30 protein-coding genes are annotated in these 15,444 nt (G+C 55.8%); all 30 read left to right on the top strand.

Features of this window, described 5'->3' with window-relative positions:
• Nucleotides 1–7: 7 nt before the first annotated feature.
• The 30 genes from rpsJ to ABGT65_RS03870 all read left to right on the top strand — a co-directional run bounded on the left by rpsJ (nt 8) and on the right by ABGT65_RS03870 (nt 15,442).
• Nucleotides 8–313, top strand: coding sequence for a 30S ribosomal protein S10 (rpsJ, locus tag ABGT65_RS04015; protein WP_004329464.1), 306 nt, complete (start codon nt 8–10; stop codon nt 311–313).
• Between the two features lie 333 nt (nt 314–646).
• Nucleotides 647–1,261 (top strand): 50S ribosomal protein L3, encoded by a 615-nt coding sequence (gene rplC / locus ABGT65_RS04010; protein ID WP_346699905.1) that lies wholly within the window; start codon nt 647–649, stop codon nt 1,259–1,261.
• Between the two features lies 1 nt (nt 1,262).
• Nucleotides 1,263–1,889 (top strand): 50S ribosomal protein L4, encoded by a 627-nt coding sequence (rplD, locus tag ABGT65_RS04005; protein ID WP_346699903.1) that lies wholly within the window; start codon nt 1,263–1,265, stop codon nt 1,887–1,889.
• 14 nt (nt 1,890–1,903) lie between these two features.
• A complete protein-coding gene (rplW, locus tag ABGT65_RS04000; protein ID WP_087263386.1) occupies nt 1,904–2,194 on the top strand; it encodes a 50S ribosomal protein L23 in 291 nt (96 codons plus the stop codon).
• Nucleotides 2,195–2,199: 5 nt separating this feature from the next.
• Complete coding sequence (gene rplB / locus ABGT65_RS03995) at nt 2,200–3,024, top strand: 50S ribosomal protein L2 (RefSeq protein WP_346699902.1); 825 nt, start codon at nt 2,200–2,202, stop codon at nt 3,022–3,024.
• Between the two features lie 16 nt (nt 3,025–3,040).
• On the top strand, nt 3,041–3,310 hold the full coding sequence (gene rpsS / locus ABGT65_RS03990; RefSeq protein ID WP_009597568.1) for a 30S ribosomal protein S19: 270 nt from the start codon (nt 3,041–3,043) through the stop codon (nt 3,308–3,310).
• A 7-nt stretch (nt 3,311–3,317) separates the two neighbouring features.
• Nucleotides 3,318–3,728 carry a 50S ribosomal protein L22 gene (gene rplV / locus ABGT65_RS03985; protein ID WP_346699899.1) on the top strand — a complete coding sequence of 137 codons (411 nt, stop codon included), beginning with the start codon at nt 3,318–3,320 and terminating at the stop codon, nt 3,726–3,728.
• 5 nt (nt 3,729–3,733) lie between these two features.
• Nucleotides 3,734–4,498, top strand: coding sequence for a 30S ribosomal protein S3 (gene rpsC, locus ABGT65_RS03980; protein WP_346699897.1), 765 nt, complete (start codon nt 3,734–3,736; stop codon nt 4,496–4,498).
• Between the two features lie 27 nt (nt 4,499–4,525).
• The gene (gene rplP / locus ABGT65_RS03975; RefSeq protein WP_087263390.1) at nt 4,526–4,954 is read left to right on the top strand and encodes a 50S ribosomal protein L16; all 429 of its coding nucleotides are present in this window, start codon (nt 4,526–4,528) and stop codon (nt 4,952–4,954) included.
• A gap of 12 nt (nt 4,955–4,966) precedes the next feature.
• Nucleotides 4,967–5,158 carry a 50S ribosomal protein L29 gene (gene rpmC, locus ABGT65_RS03970; protein WP_346699895.1) on the top strand — a complete coding sequence of 64 codons (192 nt, stop codon included), beginning with the start codon at nt 4,967–4,969 and terminating at the stop codon, nt 5,156–5,158.
• Between the two features lie 8 nt (nt 5,159–5,166).
• Nucleotides 5,167–5,421, top strand: coding sequence for a 30S ribosomal protein S17 (gene rpsQ / locus ABGT65_RS03965; protein ID WP_009597655.1), 255 nt, complete (start codon nt 5,167–5,169; stop codon nt 5,419–5,421).
• 2 nt (nt 5,422–5,423) lie between these two features.
• Nucleotides 5,424–5,789: a 50S ribosomal protein L14 gene (gene rplN / locus ABGT65_RS03960; RefSeq protein ID WP_018696462.1), complete on the top strand. Its 366-nt coding sequence runs from the start codon at nt 5,424–5,426 to the stop codon at nt 5,787–5,789.
• Nucleotides 5,790–5,809: 20 nt separating this feature from the next.
• The gene (gene rplX / locus ABGT65_RS03955; RefSeq protein WP_346699893.1) at nt 5,810–6,127 is read left to right on the top strand and encodes a 50S ribosomal protein L24; all 318 of its coding nucleotides are present in this window, start codon (nt 5,810–5,812) and stop codon (nt 6,125–6,127) included.
• The gene (gene rplE, locus ABGT65_RS03950) at nt 6,127–6,684 is read left to right on the top strand and encodes a 50S ribosomal protein L5 (RefSeq protein WP_346699892.1); all 558 of its coding nucleotides are present in this window, start codon (nt 6,127–6,129) and stop codon (nt 6,682–6,684) included. Before rplX ends, rplE begins: the two co-directional genes overlap by 1 nt.
• Before the next feature lie 3 nt (nt 6,685–6,687).
• Nucleotides 6,688–6,984, top strand: a complete 297-nt coding sequence (rpsN, locus tag ABGT65_RS03945) for a 30S ribosomal protein S14 (RefSeq protein WP_162612048.1) — start codon at nt 6,688–6,690, stop codon at nt 6,982–6,984.
• A 54-nt stretch (nt 6,985–7,038) separates the two neighbouring features.
• Nucleotides 7,039–7,335, top strand: coding sequence for a hypothetical protein (locus ABGT65_RS03940; RefSeq protein WP_346699890.1), 297 nt, complete (start codon nt 7,039–7,041; stop codon nt 7,333–7,335).
• Nucleotides 7,336–7,802: 467 nt separating this feature from the next.
• Nucleotides 7,803–8,201: a 30S ribosomal protein S8 gene (gene rpsH, locus ABGT65_RS03935; protein ID WP_346699888.1), complete on the top strand. Its 399-nt coding sequence runs from the start codon at nt 7,803–7,805 to the stop codon at nt 8,199–8,201.
• 18 nt (nt 8,202–8,219) lie between these two features.
• Nucleotides 8,220–8,807, top strand: a complete 588-nt coding sequence (rplF, locus tag ABGT65_RS03930) for a 50S ribosomal protein L6 (RefSeq protein WP_087263396.1) — start codon at nt 8,220–8,222, stop codon at nt 8,805–8,807.
• 16 nt (nt 8,808–8,823) lie between these two features.
• Nucleotides 8,824–9,186, top strand: a complete 363-nt coding sequence (gene rplR, locus ABGT65_RS03925; protein WP_346699885.1) for a 50S ribosomal protein L18 — start codon at nt 8,824–8,826, stop codon at nt 9,184–9,186.
• A 6-nt stretch (nt 9,187–9,192) separates the two neighbouring features.
• The gene (rpsE, locus tag ABGT65_RS03920; protein WP_346699883.1) at nt 9,193–9,711 is read left to right on the top strand and encodes a 30S ribosomal protein S5; all 519 of its coding nucleotides are present in this window, start codon (nt 9,193–9,195) and stop codon (nt 9,709–9,711) included.
• Between the two features lie 11 nt (nt 9,712–9,722).
• Complete coding sequence (gene rpmD / locus ABGT65_RS03915) at nt 9,723–9,908, top strand: 50S ribosomal protein L30 (protein ID WP_087311265.1); 186 nt, start codon at nt 9,723–9,725, stop codon at nt 9,906–9,908.
• A gap of 28 nt (nt 9,909–9,936) precedes the next feature.
• Nucleotides 9,937–10,383, top strand: a complete 447-nt coding sequence (gene rplO / locus ABGT65_RS03910; RefSeq protein WP_087263400.1) for a 50S ribosomal protein L15 — start codon at nt 9,937–9,939, stop codon at nt 10,381–10,383.
• A gap of 21 nt (nt 10,384–10,404) precedes the next feature.
• Nucleotides 10,405–11,781, top strand: a complete 1,377-nt coding sequence (gene secY / locus ABGT65_RS03905) for a preprotein translocase subunit SecY (protein ID WP_346699880.1) — start codon at nt 10,405–10,407, stop codon at nt 11,779–11,781.
• Between the two features lie 34 nt (nt 11,782–11,815).
• Nucleotides 11,816–12,592: a type I methionyl aminopeptidase gene (map, locus tag ABGT65_RS03900; RefSeq protein WP_346699879.1), complete on the top strand. Its 777-nt coding sequence runs from the start codon at nt 11,816–11,818 to the stop codon at nt 12,590–12,592.
• 6 nt (nt 12,593–12,598) lie between these two features.
• On the top strand, nt 12,599–12,817 hold the full coding sequence (gene infA, locus ABGT65_RS03895) for a translation initiation factor IF-1 (RefSeq protein ID WP_009597667.1): 219 nt from the start codon (nt 12,599–12,601) through the stop codon (nt 12,815–12,817).
• A 16-nt stretch (nt 12,818–12,833) separates the two neighbouring features.
• Nucleotides 12,834–12,950, top strand: coding sequence for a type B 50S ribosomal protein L36 (gene ykgO / locus ABGT65_RS03890; RefSeq protein ID WP_010262443.1), 117 nt, complete (start codon nt 12,834–12,836; stop codon nt 12,948–12,950).
• A gap of 31 nt (nt 12,951–12,981) precedes the next feature.
• Nucleotides 12,982–13,362, top strand: coding sequence for a 30S ribosomal protein S13 (gene rpsM, locus ABGT65_RS03885; protein WP_087263403.1), 381 nt, complete (start codon nt 12,982–12,984; stop codon nt 13,360–13,362).
• A 13-nt stretch (nt 13,363–13,375) separates the two neighbouring features.
• The gene (rpsK, locus tag ABGT65_RS03880) at nt 13,376–13,765 is read left to right on the top strand and encodes a 30S ribosomal protein S11 (RefSeq protein ID WP_022307380.1); all 390 of its coding nucleotides are present in this window, start codon (nt 13,376–13,378) and stop codon (nt 13,763–13,765) included.
• A 54-nt stretch (nt 13,766–13,819) separates the two neighbouring features.
• Nucleotides 13,820–14,428, top strand: a complete 609-nt coding sequence (gene rpsD, locus ABGT65_RS03875) for a 30S ribosomal protein S4 (protein ID WP_346699877.1) — start codon at nt 13,820–13,822, stop codon at nt 14,426–14,428.
• Nucleotides 14,429–14,449: 21 nt separating this feature from the next.
• On the top strand, nt 14,450–15,442 hold the full coding sequence (locus tag ABGT65_RS03870; RefSeq protein ID WP_346699875.1) for a DNA-directed RNA polymerase subunit alpha: 993 nt from the start codon (nt 14,450–14,452) through the stop codon (nt 15,440–15,442).
• The last annotated feature ends 2 nt before the right edge of the window (nt 15,443–15,444 follow it).

Here is a 15,444-nt window from a genome sequence, read left to right as displayed (position 1 = left end):
ACGCGATATGAATCAGAAGATTAGAATCAAGTTAAAGTCGTTCGATCACAATCTGGTCGACAAGTCGGCCGAAAAGATCGTCAAGACCGTGAAGAGTACGGGAGCCGTTGTCAGCGGCCCGGTGCCCCTGCCCACGCACAAGCAGATTTTTACGGTCAACCGCTCGACGTTCGTCAACAAGAAGGCCCGCGAGCAGTTCCAGCTCTGCACCTTCAAGCGGATCCTCGACATCTACTCGTCGACCCCCAAGACGATCGACGCGCTGATGAAACTCGAACTTCCTTCGGGCGTCGAGGTCGAGATCAAGGTCTGATCCTGCGGCCGTAAGGCCGAGGAGGGGGGCCGGACGGAGAAGGTCGGAAGGCTGGAAGAAGGCCGGAAGAGAAGGCTGGAAGAAGGCCGGAAGAAGGCCGGAAGAGGGGGCGAGAGAGAGGGAGCGAGAGAATCCCCTTTCAGGTGCGGTCAGGGCTTGAAAGAGGACCCGCACGCTGAGATCCGGACCGGACGATCCCTGCACCAAACCGTTTCGGAGGTATCCGGCCGGCATTCGGGCCGGTCGGATACCCTCCCGAAAATGGCCTCCGCGGAGACCCTTGGTTGGAAGAAAACTTCACTTTACACATTTATAACAAACAATTGACAACAAATGTCAGGACTTATTGGAAAGAAAATCGGAATGACTTCCGTTTACAGTGCCGAGGGTAAGAATATACCATGCACTGTCATTGAGGCTGGTCCGTGCGTTGTTACGCAAATCAAAACCGTCGAGAAGGATGCTTACGAGGCGGTTCAGATTGCCTATGACGAGAAAAGTGAAAAGCACACCACCAGCAGTTTGTTAGGTCACTTCAAGAAAGCCGGCACGACCCCGAAACGCAAGTTGGCGGAGTTCAAGGGGATGCCCGAAGTGGCACTCGGCGACACGCTGACCGTAGATCTCTTCTCGGAGGAAGACTGGGTCGACGTGACCGGGATCTCGAAAGGTAGAGGCTTCCAGGGCGTTGTGAAACGCCACGGCTTCGGCGGCGTCGGCGGCCAGACCCACGGCCAGCACAACCGTCAGCGCAAACCCGGTTCGCTGGGCGCTTCGTCCTATCCTTCGCGCGTGTTCAAGGGGAAACGTCTCCCCGGACAAATGGGCGGCGAGCAGGTTAAGGTGCTGAACCTGAAAGTTTTGAAAGTGATTCCCGAGAGCAACCTCATCCTCGTGAAGGGTTCGATTCCGGGAGCCAAAGGTGCTTATTTAACGATTGAGAAGTAGTATGGAATTAGCTGTATTGAACACCCAGGGTCAAGAAACGGGTCGCAAGGTAGTCCTTTCGGATGCCGTTTTCGGCGTGGAGGCTAATGACCACGCCATCTATCTCGACGTGAAGCAGTACCTGGCCGATCAGCGTCAGGGTACGCACAAGGCAAAGCAGCGTAACGAAGTTGCCGGCTCGACGCGCAAGTTGAAGCGTCAGAAGGGTACCGGCGGTGCCCGTTGCGGCAGCATCCTTTCGCCCCTCTTCCCGGGCGGCGGCCGCGTATTCGGTCCCCAGCCCCGCGACTACAGCTTCAAACTCAACAAGAAGCTCAAGCAGCTCGCCCGCCGCAGCGCGCTCACCTACAAGGCACAGGCCGGCGTGATCAGCGTCGTGGAGGCCATCTCGCTGGATGCCCCCAAGACCAAGTCGGTAGCCGCCCTGGCCCAGGCCCTGAAGGTCGACGACAAGAAGGTGCTGCTCGTCCTGCCCGAATCGAACGTCAACCTGCAGCTCTCGTGCCGCAACCTTCCCTACGTGAAGCCCGTGCTCGCACAGAACGTCTGCACGTACGATGTGATGAACGCTTCGGCAATCGTCATGGTCGAGGGCGCCGAGAATGTATTGAACACGATGTTAGCTTAAAAACGCAAGTTACAATGAACATTATTATTAAGCCCGTTTTGACCGAGAAAATGACGATTCAGGGCGAAAAGTTGAATCGCTACGGTTTTATCGTTGACGTGAGGGCTAACAAACTGCAAATCCGCAATGCCGTCGAGCAGATGTACAACGTCGTGGTGACGGATGTCAACACCGTGAACTACATGGGCAAACTCAAGAGCCGCTATACGAAGGCCGGGCTGCTCGAAGGTCGCGCGAACAACTTCAAGAAGGCGATCGTCACCTTGAAGGATGGAGACAAGATCGATTTTTACAGTAATATCTAACGAAGATGGCAGTAAGAAAATTTAAACCTGTAACCGCAGGTACGAGACATAAGATTATCGGCACGTTCGACGAGATCACCAAGTCGACGCCGGAGAAGTCGCTCCTCAGCCCCAAAAAGAGCACGGGCGGCCGTAACAACGCCGGTAAGATGACCGTCCGCTACATCGGCGGCGGCCACAAGCAGATGTATCGTAACGTCGACTTCAAACGCACGAAGGACGGCATCGCTGCAACTGTAAAATCGATCGAGTACGACCCGAACCGCACGGCACGTATCGCCCTGCTGGTCTACGCCGACGGTGAGAAGAGCTACATCATCGCACCCAACGGACTTCAGGTGGGTCAGACCGTCATGAGCGGCGCAGGCGTCGCTCCGGAGGTCGGCAACACGCTTTTCCTGAGCGAGATCCCCCTGGGAACCGTCATCCACAACATCGAACTCTACCCCGGTCAGGGCGCCGCAATGGCCCGTTCGGCCGGTTCCTACGCCCAGCTGCTGGCTCGTGAGGGCAAATTCGCCATCATCAAGCTGCCTTCGGGCGAGACTCGTATGGTACTCGTAACTTGCCGCGCAACGGTAGGCGTGGTTTCGAACCTCGACCACAGCCTCGAGCAGTCGGGCAAGGCCGGTCGTGAGCGTTGGCTCGGCCGCCGTCCCCGCAACCGCGGTGTCGTCATGAACCCCGTCGATCACCCGATGGGTGGTGGCGAAGGCCGTGCTTCGGGTGGTCACCCCCGTTCGCGCAAGGGTCTGCTTGCCAAGGGTTACAAGACCCGTAATCCCAAGAAGACGACCTCGAAGTTCATTATTTCCAAGAAGAAAAAATAATTAAAAAGAGTACATAATGAGTCGTTCACTGAAAAAAGGACCGTTTATCGACCCCAAACTTGAGGCTAAGGTCGTAGCCCAGGCCGAGGGAAACAAGAAGTCGGTAATCAAGACATGGTCGCGTGCAAGCATGATCTCTCCCGACTTCGTCGGCCAGACGATCGCTGTCCACAACGGAAACAAATTCATTCCGGTCTACGTGACTGAGAACATGGTAGGACACAAACTCGGGGAGTTCGCTCCCACCCGCAACTTCCGCGGTCATGCCGGTAACAAGAAAAAATAGGTAGAAAATGGGTGCAAGAAAAGCAAATATGGCCGAAAAACTGAAGGCCGAAAAGAAGCAGAAGGCAATCGCCATCATGCGTGACTGCCCGACCTCGCCCCGCAAGATGCGCCTGGTGGCCGACATCATCCGCGGTGTGGAGATCAACAAGGCGCTGGGCATCCTGCGTTATTCCAAGAAGGAGGCCTCGATCCGCATGGAGAAACTCCTCAAGTCGGCTATCGCCAACTGGGAGGCCAAGAACGAAAACGAGCGTCTCGAAGATACGAAACTCTGCGTCAAGGAGGTATTCGTAGACGGTGGCCGTATGCTCAAGCGTATCCAGGCTGCCCCCCGGGGCCGCGCTCACCGGATCCGCAAGCGTTCGAACCACGTAACGATCGTTGTTGACAAAATGGTAACCGTAGAAAACAAGTAAAACAGATGGGACAGAAAGTTAATCCGATAGCAAATCGTCTTGGGATCATCCGCGGTTGGGATTCCAACTGGTTCGGCGGCAAGGACTTCTCCGACAAGCTCGTGGAAGACGCCAAGATCCGCAAGTACCTGAACGTCCGTCTGGCCAAGGCGTCGATCTCGAAGATCATCATCGAGCGTACGCTCAAACTCGTGACGGTTACGATCTCGACGGCCCGCCCGGGTATCATCATCGGCAAGGGCGGCCAGGAGGTCGACAAACTGAAGGAGGAGCTCAAGAAGCTCACCGGCAAGGAGATCCAGATCAACATCTTCGAAGTGAAGCGTCCCGAGGTCGACGCCGTGATCGTGGGCCAGAACATCGCCCGCCAGCTGGAGGGCCGTGTCTCGTTCCGCCGCGCCGTGAAGACCGCCGTCGCTTCGACCATGCGCATGGGCGCCGAAGGTATCAAGGTCCAGGTTGCCGGCCGTGTGGGCGGAGCCGAAATGGCCCGTACCGAAACCGTCAAGGAGGGACGTATTCCGCTGCATACCTTCCGCGCAGATATTGACTACTGCCTGACCGAAGCCCTCACGAAAGTGGGTATCCTCGGTGTCAAGGTGTGGATCTGCCAGGGTATCGTCTACGGCAAGCGTGACCTGTTCGAAATCGCAAGCGCTTCGGCCCAGGCTCCGTCGGGAGAGCGCGGCGAGCGTCGTGACCGTCGCGGGGACCGCCGCGGCGACCGCCGTGGACGCCGCGGGGGCGACCGTCGCAACAACAATCAGTAAGTAGGACCTTTTTAAAGCAGAACTAACATGTTACAGCCGAAAAAGACCAAATTTAGAAGAATGCAGAAAGGCCGTATGAAAGGTCTCGCTCAAAGAGGTAACCAACTTGCATACGGATCGTTCGCAATCAAGGCGCTGGAGTCCACCTGGATCACCGGTCGGCAGATCGAGGCGGCTCGTCAGGCCATCACCCGTTATATGAAACGTGAGGGTCAGCTCTGGATCCGCATCTTCCCCGACAAACCCATTACGAAGAAGCCCGCCGAGGTGCGTATGGGTAAGGGTAAGGGTAATCCCGAAGGATTCGTAGCCCCCGTGACGCCGGGCCGTATTCTCTTCGAGGCCGAAGGGGTGCCCCTGGCCGTAGCGCAGGAGGCTCTCCGCCTGGGAGCCCAGAAACTGCCCATCACTACCAAGTTCATCGTACGGCGTGACTACGTCGAAACCACAATTTAAGGGAGACACAACATGAAAAGTGCAGAAATCAAGGATATTTCGATCAAGGACCTGCAGGAGCGCATCGAGACCGAAAAGGTACAGCTTGCCAAGCTGAAGGTGCAGCATGCCGTGTCCCCCGTCGAAAACCCGTCGATCATCAAGAAAAACCGCAGAGATATAGCTCGTATGCTGACGATTCTGCGTCAAAAAAACGCTAAATAAGTAGAACCATGGAAAGAAATCTTAGAAAAGAGCGTATCGGTGTGGTTGTCAGCAACAAGATGGAGAAGACCATTGTGGTTGCCGTTGCACGCAAGGTCAAGCATCCTATCTACGGCAAGTTCGTCAACAAGACCACCAAGTTCGTCGCCGAATCGCTGGATGAGACCTGCAAGGAGGGCGATACCGTGCGGATCATGGAGACCCGCCCGCTCAGCAAGACGAAGCGTTGGAGATTAGTACAAATCATTGAAAGAGCCAAGTAGTTATGATACAACAGGAAAGTAGACTCGTAGTAGCCGACAACAGCGGTGCCAAGGAGGTTCTCTGCATCCGCGTGCTCGGCGGTACGAAGCGTCGCTACGCATCGATCGGCGACAAAATCGTGGTAGCTGTCAAGAGCGCCACCCCTTCGGGCGACGTCAAGAAGGGTGCCGTGTCGAAGGCGGTCGTGGTCCGCACCACGAAGGAAATCAGACGTGCCAACGGTTCGTACATTCGTTTCGACGACAACGCCGTGGTGCTGCTTAACAACCAGGGTGAAATGCGCGGAACCCGCATCTTCGGCCCCGTAGCCCGCGAGCTGCGTGACCAGTACATGAAGATCATCTCCCTCGCACCCGAAGTTTTGTAATCATAAAAACTCTGTCGGATATGAAATTGCATATTAAGAAAGGGGATCAGGTACAGGTCATTGCCGGTGACTCCAAAGGCCAGCAGGGCAAAGTCCTGAAGGTCGAGGTTTCCAAGCAGCGCGCCATCGTCGAAGGGGTCAACCTCTGCAAGAAGGCTACCAAGCCCAACGCCAAGAACCCCCAGGGCGGCATCGTCGAGAAAGAGGCCCCGATCCATGTGTCGAACCTCATGCTCATCGACCCCAAGTCGGGCAAACCCACCAAGGTCGGTCGCAAACTCGACTCCAAAGGTAAATTAGTTCGTTACGCTAAAAAATCAGGGGAGGAGATCAAATAATGGCTTACGTACCTACACTCAAGACCCAGTATAAGGAGCAGATCAAGCCTGTCCTTATGAAAGAGTTCGGTTACACGAGCGTCATGCAGTGCCCGAAGCTCACCAAGATCGTCATTAATCAGGGAATGGGCCAGGCCGTTGCCGACAAGAAACTCATCGACGTGGCCGAAGCCGAGTTGACCCAGATTGCCGGTCAGAAGGCCGTGCAGACCCGTTCGCGGAAGGACATCTCGAACTTCAAGCTCCGCAAGGGAATGCCTATCGGCGTGCGTGTCACGCTGCGCGACAACAAGATGTACGAGTTCCTGGAGCGTCTGATCGCCGTGGCTCTGCCGCGTATCCGCGACTTCAAGGGTATCAACGAGAAGTTCGACGGCAAGGGTAACTACACCCTCGGCATCACCGAACAGATCATCTTCCCGGAGATCGACATCGACAAGATCACCAAGATCTTCGGTATGGAGATCACCTTCGTGACCACGGCCAAGACCGACGAAGAGGCCTATGCCCTGTTGCGCGAATTCGGACTTCCTTTCAAGAACGCTAAAAAGAACTAAGCTATGGCAAAAGAATCGATGAAAGCCCGCGAGGTGAAGCGTGCGAAACTCGCCAAGCGCTATCAGCACAAGCGTGACGAGATCGCTGCGAAGGTGAAGAGCGGCGAAATGGACCATGAGGAGGCATGGCAGGCCCTGTCGAAGCTGCCGCGCAACTCGAATCCCATCCGCCAGCACAACCGTTGCAAGATCACGGGCCGTCCCAAAGGATACATCCGCCTGTTCGGCATCAGCCGTATTCAGTTCCGCGAGATGGCTTCCAAGGGGTTGATCCCGGGCGTTACGAAGGCCAGCTGGTAGTCCCGGAGCCCGCGAGGGGGGGGGTGGATGGGAGAGATCCCGGAATCCGCGAGAGTGGAGAGATCGAGAGCGGAGGATGGGAGAGATCCTGGAATCCGCGAGAGAGAGAAGATCGAGAGCGGAGGATGGGGAGATCCCGAAATCCGCGAGAGAGGAGAGATCGAGAGCGGAAGATGGGGAGATCCCGGAATCCGCGAGAGAGGAGAGATCGAGAGCAGAGGATGGGGAGATCCCGGAACCTGCGCGATTTCGAACCCGCCGCGCGAGTTGAAAAGGGATAAAAGGTGGTTCCGGAATCCGGAAGGTGAAGAGCCTGTGCGGCGCAAGTCGCGGAGGAACCGGGGCCGATAGGGGTGTACGACCCGCGTAGATACGTCACAGTATCGGGGAAAGTGCCGCCGCAAGCGGTAACTTCCCGATATGTGGGGCGTACCGAAAAGTCGGACACTGGGTTACAGATTTCTCGGACCACGAGGCCGGAATCGGGTATCCCGTCGGAGAAGAGGCCGGAACGGCTTCCGGCGGGGTGTCGGAGACCGGTTTTGGGGTGTCGTTACGGGAGTTTCTGTACGGAGTCATGTTAGCAACCGTTGTGTGCTAACATTTCCGTATTTCCGCATGACCCCGAAAATCGCTAAAAATCAGGCGATCATCTTGGCCGTTTGAGAAATAATGCGTATATTTGCGCGCTTTGGGCGCTCGTATGCGCGGGTGAACAGGCGTCGGCGCTTCTGCAAATTGTCTTGAAGAATCGGCGCAACGCTTTGAAAACCAAAGTATTATTAAATAAAAACTTTAATTTTTAACTTCTATTCGTTATGACTGATCCTATTGCGGACTTTCTGACCAGAATTAGAAACGCGGTGAAAGCCAACCACAAGGTGGTTGAAGCTCCCGGTTCAAAAATTAAGCAGGAGATCACCAAGATCCTCTACGAGCAGGGCTACATCCTCGCCTACAAGTTCGACACCGATGAGAAGGGCCATCCTTCGATCAAGATCGCGCTGAAGTGGGATGCCGCCACGAAATCCAACGCCATCAAGGACCTCAAGCGCGTCAGCCGCCCGGGTCTTCGCCGTTATGCGTCGGTTTCGGACATGCCCCGCGTCCTGAACGGTCTGGGTATCGCCATCCTCTCGACTTCCAAAGGCATCATGACCGACGCCAAGGCACGTAAGGAAAACGTCGGCGGCGAGGTGCTGTGCTACATCTACTAATAATTAAAAATCAACGCAATGTCAAGAATTGGTAAATTACCTGTAAACTTGCCTGCCGGAGTAACCGTCGAGGTCGCTCCCGACAATACGGTAAGCGTGAAAGGGCCGCTTGGAACGCTGAGTCAGAAGGTGGACTCGGATATCAAGGTAGAGGTCGGCACGCACACGGATCCCCACACCGGTAAGGAAATCCCGGCCGTGCTCGTGACCCGTCCGACGAACCAGCCGCGCCACCGGTCGCTTCACGGCCTCTACCGGGCCCTGATCAACAACATGGTCATCGGTGTCTCGAAGGGCTACGAAATCAAACAGGAACTCGTCGGCGTCGGCTTCAAGGCCGAAGTCAAGGGCCAGGTCCTCGAAATGAGCCTCGGCTATTCGCACGATACCCACTTCCTCCTTCCGAAAGAGGTGACCGCTACGGCCGTTACCGAAAAGAAGGGTAACCCGATCGTGACGCTCAAGTCCATCGACAAGCAGCTCATCGGTCAGGTCGCTGCCAAACTGCGCTCGCTGCGCAAGCCGGAACCCTACAAGGGCAAGGGTATCAAGTTCGTCGGAGAACAACTGCGTCGCAAGGCCGGTAAGTCCGCAGGTGCAAAATAGTTAATCGTCTGAAATTATGTCACTGAACAAGATAGAAAGAAGAGAGCGGATCAAGATGCGTATCCGCAAAATCGTCAGCGGTACGCCCGAGCAGCCTCGTATGACTGTATTCCGCAGCAACAAGCAGATCTATGTGCAGTTTATCGATGACCAGGCCGGGGTTACCCTCGCTACGGCCTCGTCGCTGGACAAGGAGGTCGCCGCAGCCGCAGCCGGTAAAACCAAGTGCGAAGTGGCTGCCCTGGTCGGCAAACTCGCAGCCGAACGTGCCGCCGCAAAAGGCATCTCGGCCGTGGCTTTCGACCGTAACGGATACCTCTATCACGGAAGAGTAAAACAGTTGGCCGAAGCTGCACGCGAAGGCGGTCTTAAATTCTAATCGATCATGGCAAATACCAACATAAAGAAAGTTCGCACGAGCGATCTCGAACTCAAGGACCGTCTCGTCAGCATCCAGCGCGTTACGAAGGTGACCAAGGGAGGTCGTACCTTCAGCTTCTCGGCCATCGTTGTCGTAGGTAACGAGGATGGCGTCGTAGGTTACGGTCTGGGTAAGGCTTCGGAAGTGCAGGCCGCCATCGCCAAGGGCGTCGAGGATGCCAAGAAAAATCTGATCAAGATCCCCATTATCAACGGTACGATCCCTCACAAGCAGGAGTTCCGTTACGACGGTTCGCTGGTGATGATTCGTCCGGCCGCCCCCGGTACGGGTATCATTGCCGGAGGTGCCATGCGTGCCGTGCTTGAGTCGGTGGGCGTGAAGAACGTGCTGGCCAAGAGCAAGGGCTCGTCGAACCCCCACAACCTCGTCAAGGCTACCATCGGGGCCCTCTGCGAGCTGCGCGACGCCGCCAGCATCGCCCGCCTGCGCGGTATCTCGATGGACCAGGTGTTTAACGGTTAATTCTTCAGGAAATGGCAAGATTGAAAATCACCCAGATCAAAAGCCGCATCGGTGCCACCGAGCGTCAGTGCAAGAACCTCGACGCCCTGGGCCTGAAGCGGATCAACGCCAGCGTCGAGCACGACGACTCGGTGATCATCAAGGGGATGATCGAGCGCGTGAAACACCTCGTCAAGGTCGAGGTCGTAGCGCAATAAGTTTAACGGCTAACGATTTTTAAGCAACATGGAACTCAATAATCTCAAACCTGCAAAGGGTTCAACGCACCACGACAAACGAATCGGTCGCGGTGCCGGTTCGGGTCACGGCGGAACCGCCACCCGTGGTCACAAGGGTGCGCAGTCGCGTTCGGGCTACTCGCGCAAACTCGGTTTCGAGGGCGGTCAGATGCCGCTGCAGCGCCGCCTTCCGAAGTTCGGTTTCACGAACCTCAAGCGTGTGGAGTTCAAGGCCATCAACCTGGGCGCCCTGGAGGACCTGGCTGCCAAGAAGCAGCTCTCGGAGATTACGGTCGAAACGCTTATCGCCGCAGGCTTCATCTCGTCGAACGACAAGGTGAAGATCCTCGGGAACGGCGCCCTTACGAAAGCCCTCGCCGTCAAGGCCCACGCTTTCTCGAAGAGCGCCGAGGCTGCCATCACGGCCGCCGGCGGCAGCGTTGAAAAACTGTAGGAACCTTAGAACCCGAAAATTATGAACCAGTATCTCGTTGTTGGTATCGTCTTTATAGTGGTCATCGCTCTTCTGGCGACCAACAAGAAATTAGTTGAAACGCTCAAGAACATCTACAAGATCGAGGAGCTCCGCAAACGTGTCCTGTACACGATCGGGTTGCTGCTTGTATACCGCTTGGGCAGTTTCGTCGTGATTCCGGGTATCAACCCCAACGCCCTGGGCGATGGATCGGCGTATGCCAGCCAGCTGGAAGGCAACGGACTGCTGGGTCTGTTGAACGTATTCTCCGGCGGCGCATTCGGCAATGCGGCGATCTTTGCACTCGGAGTCATGCCGTACATCACCGCTTCGATCATCATCCAGCTGATGGGTATGATGATTCCGTATTTCCAGAAAATGCAGAAGGAGGGTGAGAGCGGCCGCCGCAAGATGAACCAGTGGACCCGTTTCCTGACGATCGGCGTGCTGATCCTCCAGGGCCCGGCCTACATCGCGAACCTCTATCACCAGGTTCCGGGTGCGTTCGTCTACGGCAACACGTTCGGCTTCATTGCCTATGCGACGACGATCCTCATCGCCGGCACCATGTTCATCATGTGGCTCGGAGAGAAGATCACTGACAAGGGTATCGGCAACGGTATCTCGCTGATCATCATGATCGGTATCGTGGCACAACTCCCGCACGCGCTGCTTGCCGAGATCAACGCCCGTTTCCAGACGGCTTCGGGCAGCGCCATCATGCTGATCCTCGAGCTGGTGCTCCTGTTCCTTGTCTTCATGGCAACGATAGCCCTGGTACAGGCCGTCCGCAAGGTCCCTGTACAGTATGCCAAGCGTATCGTCGGTAACAAACAGTACGGCGGAGTGCGTCAGTACATCCCCCTGAAGATGAATGCGGCCAACGTCATGCCGATCATCTTTGCCCAGGCGCTGATGTTCATCCCCGCGCTGTTCTCCGGAACGGCCTTCGCCGCTGCCTTCAGCTCGATGACCGGCTTCTGGTACAACTTTACGCTGGCAGTGCTGGTGATCGCCTTCACCTATTTCTACACGGCGATCATCATCAACCCTCAAATGATGGCCGATGACATGAAGCGAAACGGTGGCTTTATCCCGGGCGTGAAACCCGGCAAGCAGACCGTGAACTACATCGATACCATCATGACGCGCATCACGCTCCCGGGATCGTTCTTCCTGGCCATTGTGGCAATCCTGCCGGCGCTGGCCATGAAGTTCCTCGGCATCCAGCAGTCGTTCGCCTACTTCTACGGCGGAACATCGCTGTTGATCATGGTCGGCGTGGTGCTCGACACTCTGAAGCAGATCGAGAGCTACCTGCTGATGCGCCACTACGACGGTCTGATGAAGACCGGACGTATCCAGGGTCGTCATTAGGAGTTTTTCCGAAGGAGTTTTTAGCGAAGGATAAATGATCTATTTGAAAACAGACGAGGAGATCGAACTGCTCCGCGAAAACAATATTCTGGTGTCGCAGACCCTGGCGGAAGTGGGTCGTCACATCCGCCCGGGGGTCACGACCCTGGAATTGGACCGTATCGCCGAGGAGTTCATCCGCGCGCACGGAGCAGTTCCCGCTTTCCTCGGATATCAGGGATTTCCCGCTTCGTTATGCATATCGGTTAACGAACAGGTAGTTCACGGTATCCCATCCTCGAAATGCGTCCTCAAGGAGGGCGACATCGTTTCGGTCGATTGCGGTACGTTTATGAAGGGGTTTGTTGGTGATTCGGCGTATACGTTCGCCGTTGGCGAGGTGTCGGAGGATGTACGACAGCTCATGGAGGTCACCAAAGAGGCTCTTTATAAAGGTACGGCACAGGCCAAGGCCGGCAATCGCGTGGGCGACGTGTCGGCGGCCGTGCAGGAGTACGCCGAAAGCTTCGGCTACGGCGTGGTGCGCGAACTCGAAGGACACGGACTGGGTCGGAAAATGCACGAAGACCCCGGTGTCCCCAATTACGGCGCACGCGGCAGAGGACCTCTGCTCAAGGAGGGCATGGTCATCTGCATCGAACCCATGATCAACATGGGGACCAAGGCGGTGGTGTTCGAACGGGATGGCTGGACGGTCCGCACCCGCGACCGCAAACCCGCGGCTCATTACGAGTTCGCCGTGGCGGTCCGCAAGTCCGGACCGGATGTCCTTACGGACTTCAGTATCATCGAACAGGCAATTAACAACTGAAACTCTATGGCAAAACAAGCAGCTATCGAACGTGACGGCACGATTATCGAAGCCCTTTCGAACGCGATGTTCCGCGTCGAACTGGACAACGGTCACGTGCTTACCGCTCATATCTCCGGCAAGATGCGGATGCACTACATCAAGATCCTGCCCGGGGATAAGGTCAAAGTGGAGATGACGCCCTACGACCTTACGAAAGGACGTATCTCTTTCCGGTACAAATAATTAGAACGCTTGAAAAATGAAAGTTAAAGCATCCATCAAGAAGAGAAGCGAGGATTGCAAGATTGTAAAGCGTAAAGGCAAACTGTACGTGATTTGCAAGAAGAATCCCAAGTTCAAAATGCGCCAGGGTTAGTTTAACAAGTTAAAAAAGAGAAAATTTCAATATGGCACGTATTGTCGGTGTAGATTTACCGAAAAACAAAAGAGGCGAGATCGGCCTGACCTATATCTACGGGATCGGTCGCTCGACGGCTCGCAAGATTCTCGACGCCGCAGGCATCAGCTACGACGTCAAAGTTCAGGACTGGTCCGACGATCAGGTCGGCGCCATCCGTTCGCAGATCGCCGAAATGGGCATCAAGGTCGAGGGCGAATGCCGCTCGATGGTTCAGTTGAATATCAAGCGCCTGATGGATATCGGCTGCTATCGCGGGATCCGTCACCGTCTGGGCCTTCCGGTCCGCGGCCAGTCGACCAAGAACAACGCGCGTACCCGCAAGGGCCGCAAGAAGACCGTCGCAAACAAGAAAAAGGCAACGAAGTAATCTTTAGAGAATTATGGCAAAGAAAACTGGAACAGTCAAGAAGAAGGTTGTTAAGGTCGGTGCCGTGGGTAACGCCTATGTACACTCCACTTTCAACAACGTAATCATCACCATCACCAACGAGGTGGGCGATGTCATCAGCTGGTCGTCGGCCGGTAAGATGGGTTTCCGTGGTTCGAAGAAGAATACGCCGTATGCCGCCCAGACGTCGGCCGCCGATTGCGCGAAGGTCGCTTACGACATGGGCCTGCGCAAGGTGAAGGTTTATGTCAAGGGTCCGGGTGCCGGCCGTGAGTCGGCCGTGCGCACCATCCACGGTGCGGGGATCGAGGTGATGGAGATCATCGACGTCACCCCGCTGCCGCACAACGGCTGCCGTGCTCCCAACCGCCGCCGTGTATAAGCGCCGCCGGTTTGGTGAAGGAAATGTTTTCAAGTTATTAAAATCGTCACTAAAATGGGAAAATACATAGGACCTAAATCGAAAATCGCCCGCAGGTTCGGCGAGGCTATCTATGGTGCGGACAAGGTGCTCGAAAAGCGCAATGTTCCCCCCGGACAGCACGGTCTGGCGCGCAAGCGCAAAAAAGTGTCGGAGTACGGCACGCAGTTGAGCGAGAAGCAGAAGGCCAAATATACCTACGGTCTGCTGGAGAAGCAGTTCTCGCGCACGTACGAACAGGCAGCCCGTATGGGCGGTATCACGGGTGAAAACCTGCTGAAACTGCTCGAATGCCGTCTGGACAACGTGGTTTACCGCTTGGGTATCGCCCCGACGCGCGCTGCAGCCCGTCAGCTTGTTTCGCACTGCCACATCTGTGTCAACGGAAAGGTCGTCAACATTCCGTCGTACTCGCTGCGTGCGGGTGACATCGTGTCGGTTCGCGAGAAGTCGAAGAGCCTCGAAGTGATTACGACCTCCCTGGCCGGTTCGTCGAAGAGCCGCTACGCCTGGCTGGAGTGGGACAACGCCACGATGAGCGGCAAATTCCTCCAGCGTCCCGAGCGTGAGGAGATTCCGGAAAACATCAAGGAGCAGCTTATCGTCGAGTTGTACTCGAAGTAGTAATCAAACAATTCACGCATTATGGCAATATTAGCATTCCAGAAACCTGAGAAGGTTATCATGCTCGAATCCACTTCGTCGTTCGGGAAGTTCGAATTCCGACCGCTGGAGCCCGGATTCGGGATGACTGTCGGTAACGCTTTGCGTCGTATCCTGCTCTCCTCGCTCGAAGGCTATGCGATCACGACTGTCAAGGTAGCCGGTGTCGACCACGAGTTCGCCGCTATCCCCGGTGTGATGGAGGACATGTTGAACATCATCCTCAATCTCAAACAGGTTCGCTTTATCCGCACAGTCGACAACCAGGATGCCGAAAAAGTGTCCATTAACGTTGCGGGTGTGACGGAGCTGACTGCCGGATATATCTCGAATTACCTGTCGTTCTTCAAGGTCCTCAATCCGGATCTGGTGATCTGCCACCTGGCCCCGGGGACGAAGATGCAGATGACGCTTACGATCGGCAAGGGCCGGGGTTATGTCCCCGCCGAGGAGAACACGCCCGCCGACTGCGAGTTCGGGACGCTCCCGATCGACTCGATCTTCACGCCGATCAAGAACGTGAAGTACTCGATCGAGAACTACCGCGTCGAGCAGAAGACCGACTACGAGAAGCTGAATTTGGAAATTACTACCGACGGGTCGATTCACCCCAAAGAGGCGCTCAAGGAGGCCGCGAAGATTCTCATCCAGCACTTCATGCTCTTCTCCGACGAGAAGATCACCGTCAACATGGAGGACACGAGCGGTGCTGAAGAGTTCGACGAGGATGTGCTTCACATGCGCCAACTGCTGAAGACGAAGCTTTCGGATCAGGATCTGAGCGTCCGCGCCCTGAACTGCCTGAAGGCTGCCGATGTCGACACGGTGGGCGATCTGGTGAAGTTGAACCGCAACGACCTGCTGAAGTTCCGCAACTTCGGCAAGAAGTCGCTTACGGAGCTCGACGAGCTGCTGGCCTCTCTGAACCTGAAGTTCGGAATGGACGTATCAATCTACAAACTTGACAAAGATTAATT

Origin of the sequence: uncultured Alistipes sp. (assembly GCF_963931675.1) — a bacterium.
Taxonomy (GTDB): Bacteria; Bacteroidota; Bacteroidia; order Bacteroidales; family Rikenellaceae; genus Alistipes.
Note: the sequence above shows the minus strand (reverse complement) of the source record. Positions and strands in the feature narration are given on the sequence as shown.

Bases quoted from the DNA above. Each gene is read 5' to 3' on its own strand.
- rplC (WP_346699905.1), top strand. From the start codon at position 647: ATGTCAGGACTTATTGGAAAGAAAATCGGAATGACTTCCGTTTACAGT.
- secY (WP_346699880.1), top strand. From the start codon at position 10,405: ATGAACCAGTATCTCGTTGTTGGTATCGTCTTTATAGTGGTCATCGCT.
- rpsK (WP_022307380.1), top strand. From the start codon at position 13,376: ATGGCAAAGAAAACTGGAACAGTCAAGAAGAAGGTTGTTAAGGTCGGT.
- map (WP_346699879.1), top strand. From the start codon at position 11,816: ATGATCTATTTGAAAACAGACGAGGAGATCGAACTGCTCCGCGAAAAC.
- rplP (WP_087263390.1), top strand. From the start codon at position 4,526: ATGTTACAGCCGAAAAAGACCAAATTTAGAAGAATGCAGAAAGGCCGT.
- rplD (WP_346699903.1), top strand. From the start codon at position 1,263: ATGGAATTAGCTGTATTGAACACCCAGGGTCAAGAAACGGGTCGCAAG.
- rpsJ (WP_004329464.1), top strand. From the start codon at position 8: ATGAATCAGAAGATTAGAATCAAGTTAAAGTCGTTCGATCACAATCTG.
- rpsN (WP_162612048.1), top strand. From the start codon at position 6,688: ATGGCAAAAGAATCGATGAAAGCCCGCGAGGTGAAGCGTGCGAAACTC.
- rpmD (WP_087311265.1), top strand. From the start codon at position 9,723: ATGGCAAGATTGAAAATCACCCAGATCAAAAGCCGCATCGGTGCCACC.
- rpsE (WP_346699883.1), top strand. From the start codon at position 9,193: ATGGCAAATACCAACATAAAGAAAGTTCGCACGAGCGATCTCGAACTC.
- rpsH (WP_346699888.1), top strand. From the start codon at position 7,803: ATGACTGATCCTATTGCGGACTTTCTGACCAGAATTAGAAACGCGGTG.
- rpsQ (WP_009597655.1), top strand. From the start codon at position 5,167: ATGGAAAGAAATCTTAGAAAAGAGCGTATCGGTGTGGTTGTCAGCAAC.
- rpsS (WP_009597568.1), top strand. From the start codon at position 3,041: ATGAGTCGTTCACTGAAAAAAGGACCGTTTATCGACCCCAAACTTGAG.
- ABGT65_RS03870 (WP_346699875.1), top strand. From the start codon at position 14,450: ATGGCAATATTAGCATTCCAGAAACCTGAGAAGGTTATCATGCTCGAA.
- rplF (WP_087263396.1), top strand. From the start codon at position 8,220: ATGTCAAGAATTGGTAAATTACCTGTAAACTTGCCTGCCGGAGTAACC.
- rplV (WP_346699899.1), top strand. From the start codon at position 3,318: ATGGGTGCAAGAAAAGCAAATATGGCCGAAAAACTGAAGGCCGAAAAG.
- rpsC (WP_346699897.1), top strand. From the start codon at position 3,734: ATGGGACAGAAAGTTAATCCGATAGCAAATCGTCTTGGGATCATCCGC.
- rpsD (WP_346699877.1), top strand. From the start codon at position 13,820: ATGGGAAAATACATAGGACCTAAATCGAAAATCGCCCGCAGGTTCGGC.
- ykgO (WP_010262443.1), top strand. From the start codon at position 12,834: ATGAAAGTTAAAGCATCCATCAAGAAGAGAAGCGAGGATTGCAAGATT.
- rpsM (WP_087263403.1), top strand. From the start codon at position 12,982: ATGGCACGTATTGTCGGTGTAGATTTACCGAAAAACAAAAGAGGCGAG.
- rplO (WP_087263400.1), top strand. From the start codon at position 9,937: ATGGAACTCAATAATCTCAAACCTGCAAAGGGTTCAACGCACCACGAC.
- rplN (WP_018696462.1), top strand. From the start codon at position 5,424: ATGATACAACAGGAAAGTAGACTCGTAGTAGCCGACAACAGCGGTGCC.
- rplE (WP_346699892.1), top strand. From the start codon at position 6,127: ATGGCTTACGTACCTACACTCAAGACCCAGTATAAGGAGCAGATCAAG.
- infA (WP_009597667.1), top strand. From the start codon at position 12,599: ATGGCAAAACAAGCAGCTATCGAACGTGACGGCACGATTATCGAAGCC.
- rplB (WP_346699902.1), top strand. From the start codon at position 2,200: ATGGCAGTAAGAAAATTTAAACCTGTAACCGCAGGTACGAGACATAAG.
- rpmC (WP_346699895.1), top strand. From the start codon at position 4,967: ATGAAAAGTGCAGAAATCAAGGATATTTCGATCAAGGACCTGCAGGAG.
- rplR (WP_346699885.1), top strand. From the start codon at position 8,824: ATGTCACTGAACAAGATAGAAAGAAGAGAGCGGATCAAGATGCGTATC.
- rplX (WP_346699893.1), top strand. From the start codon at position 5,810: ATGAAATTGCATATTAAGAAAGGGGATCAGGTACAGGTCATTGCCGGT.
- rplW (WP_087263386.1), top strand. From the start codon at position 1,904: ATGAACATTATTATTAAGCCCGTTTTGACCGAGAAAATGACGATTCAG.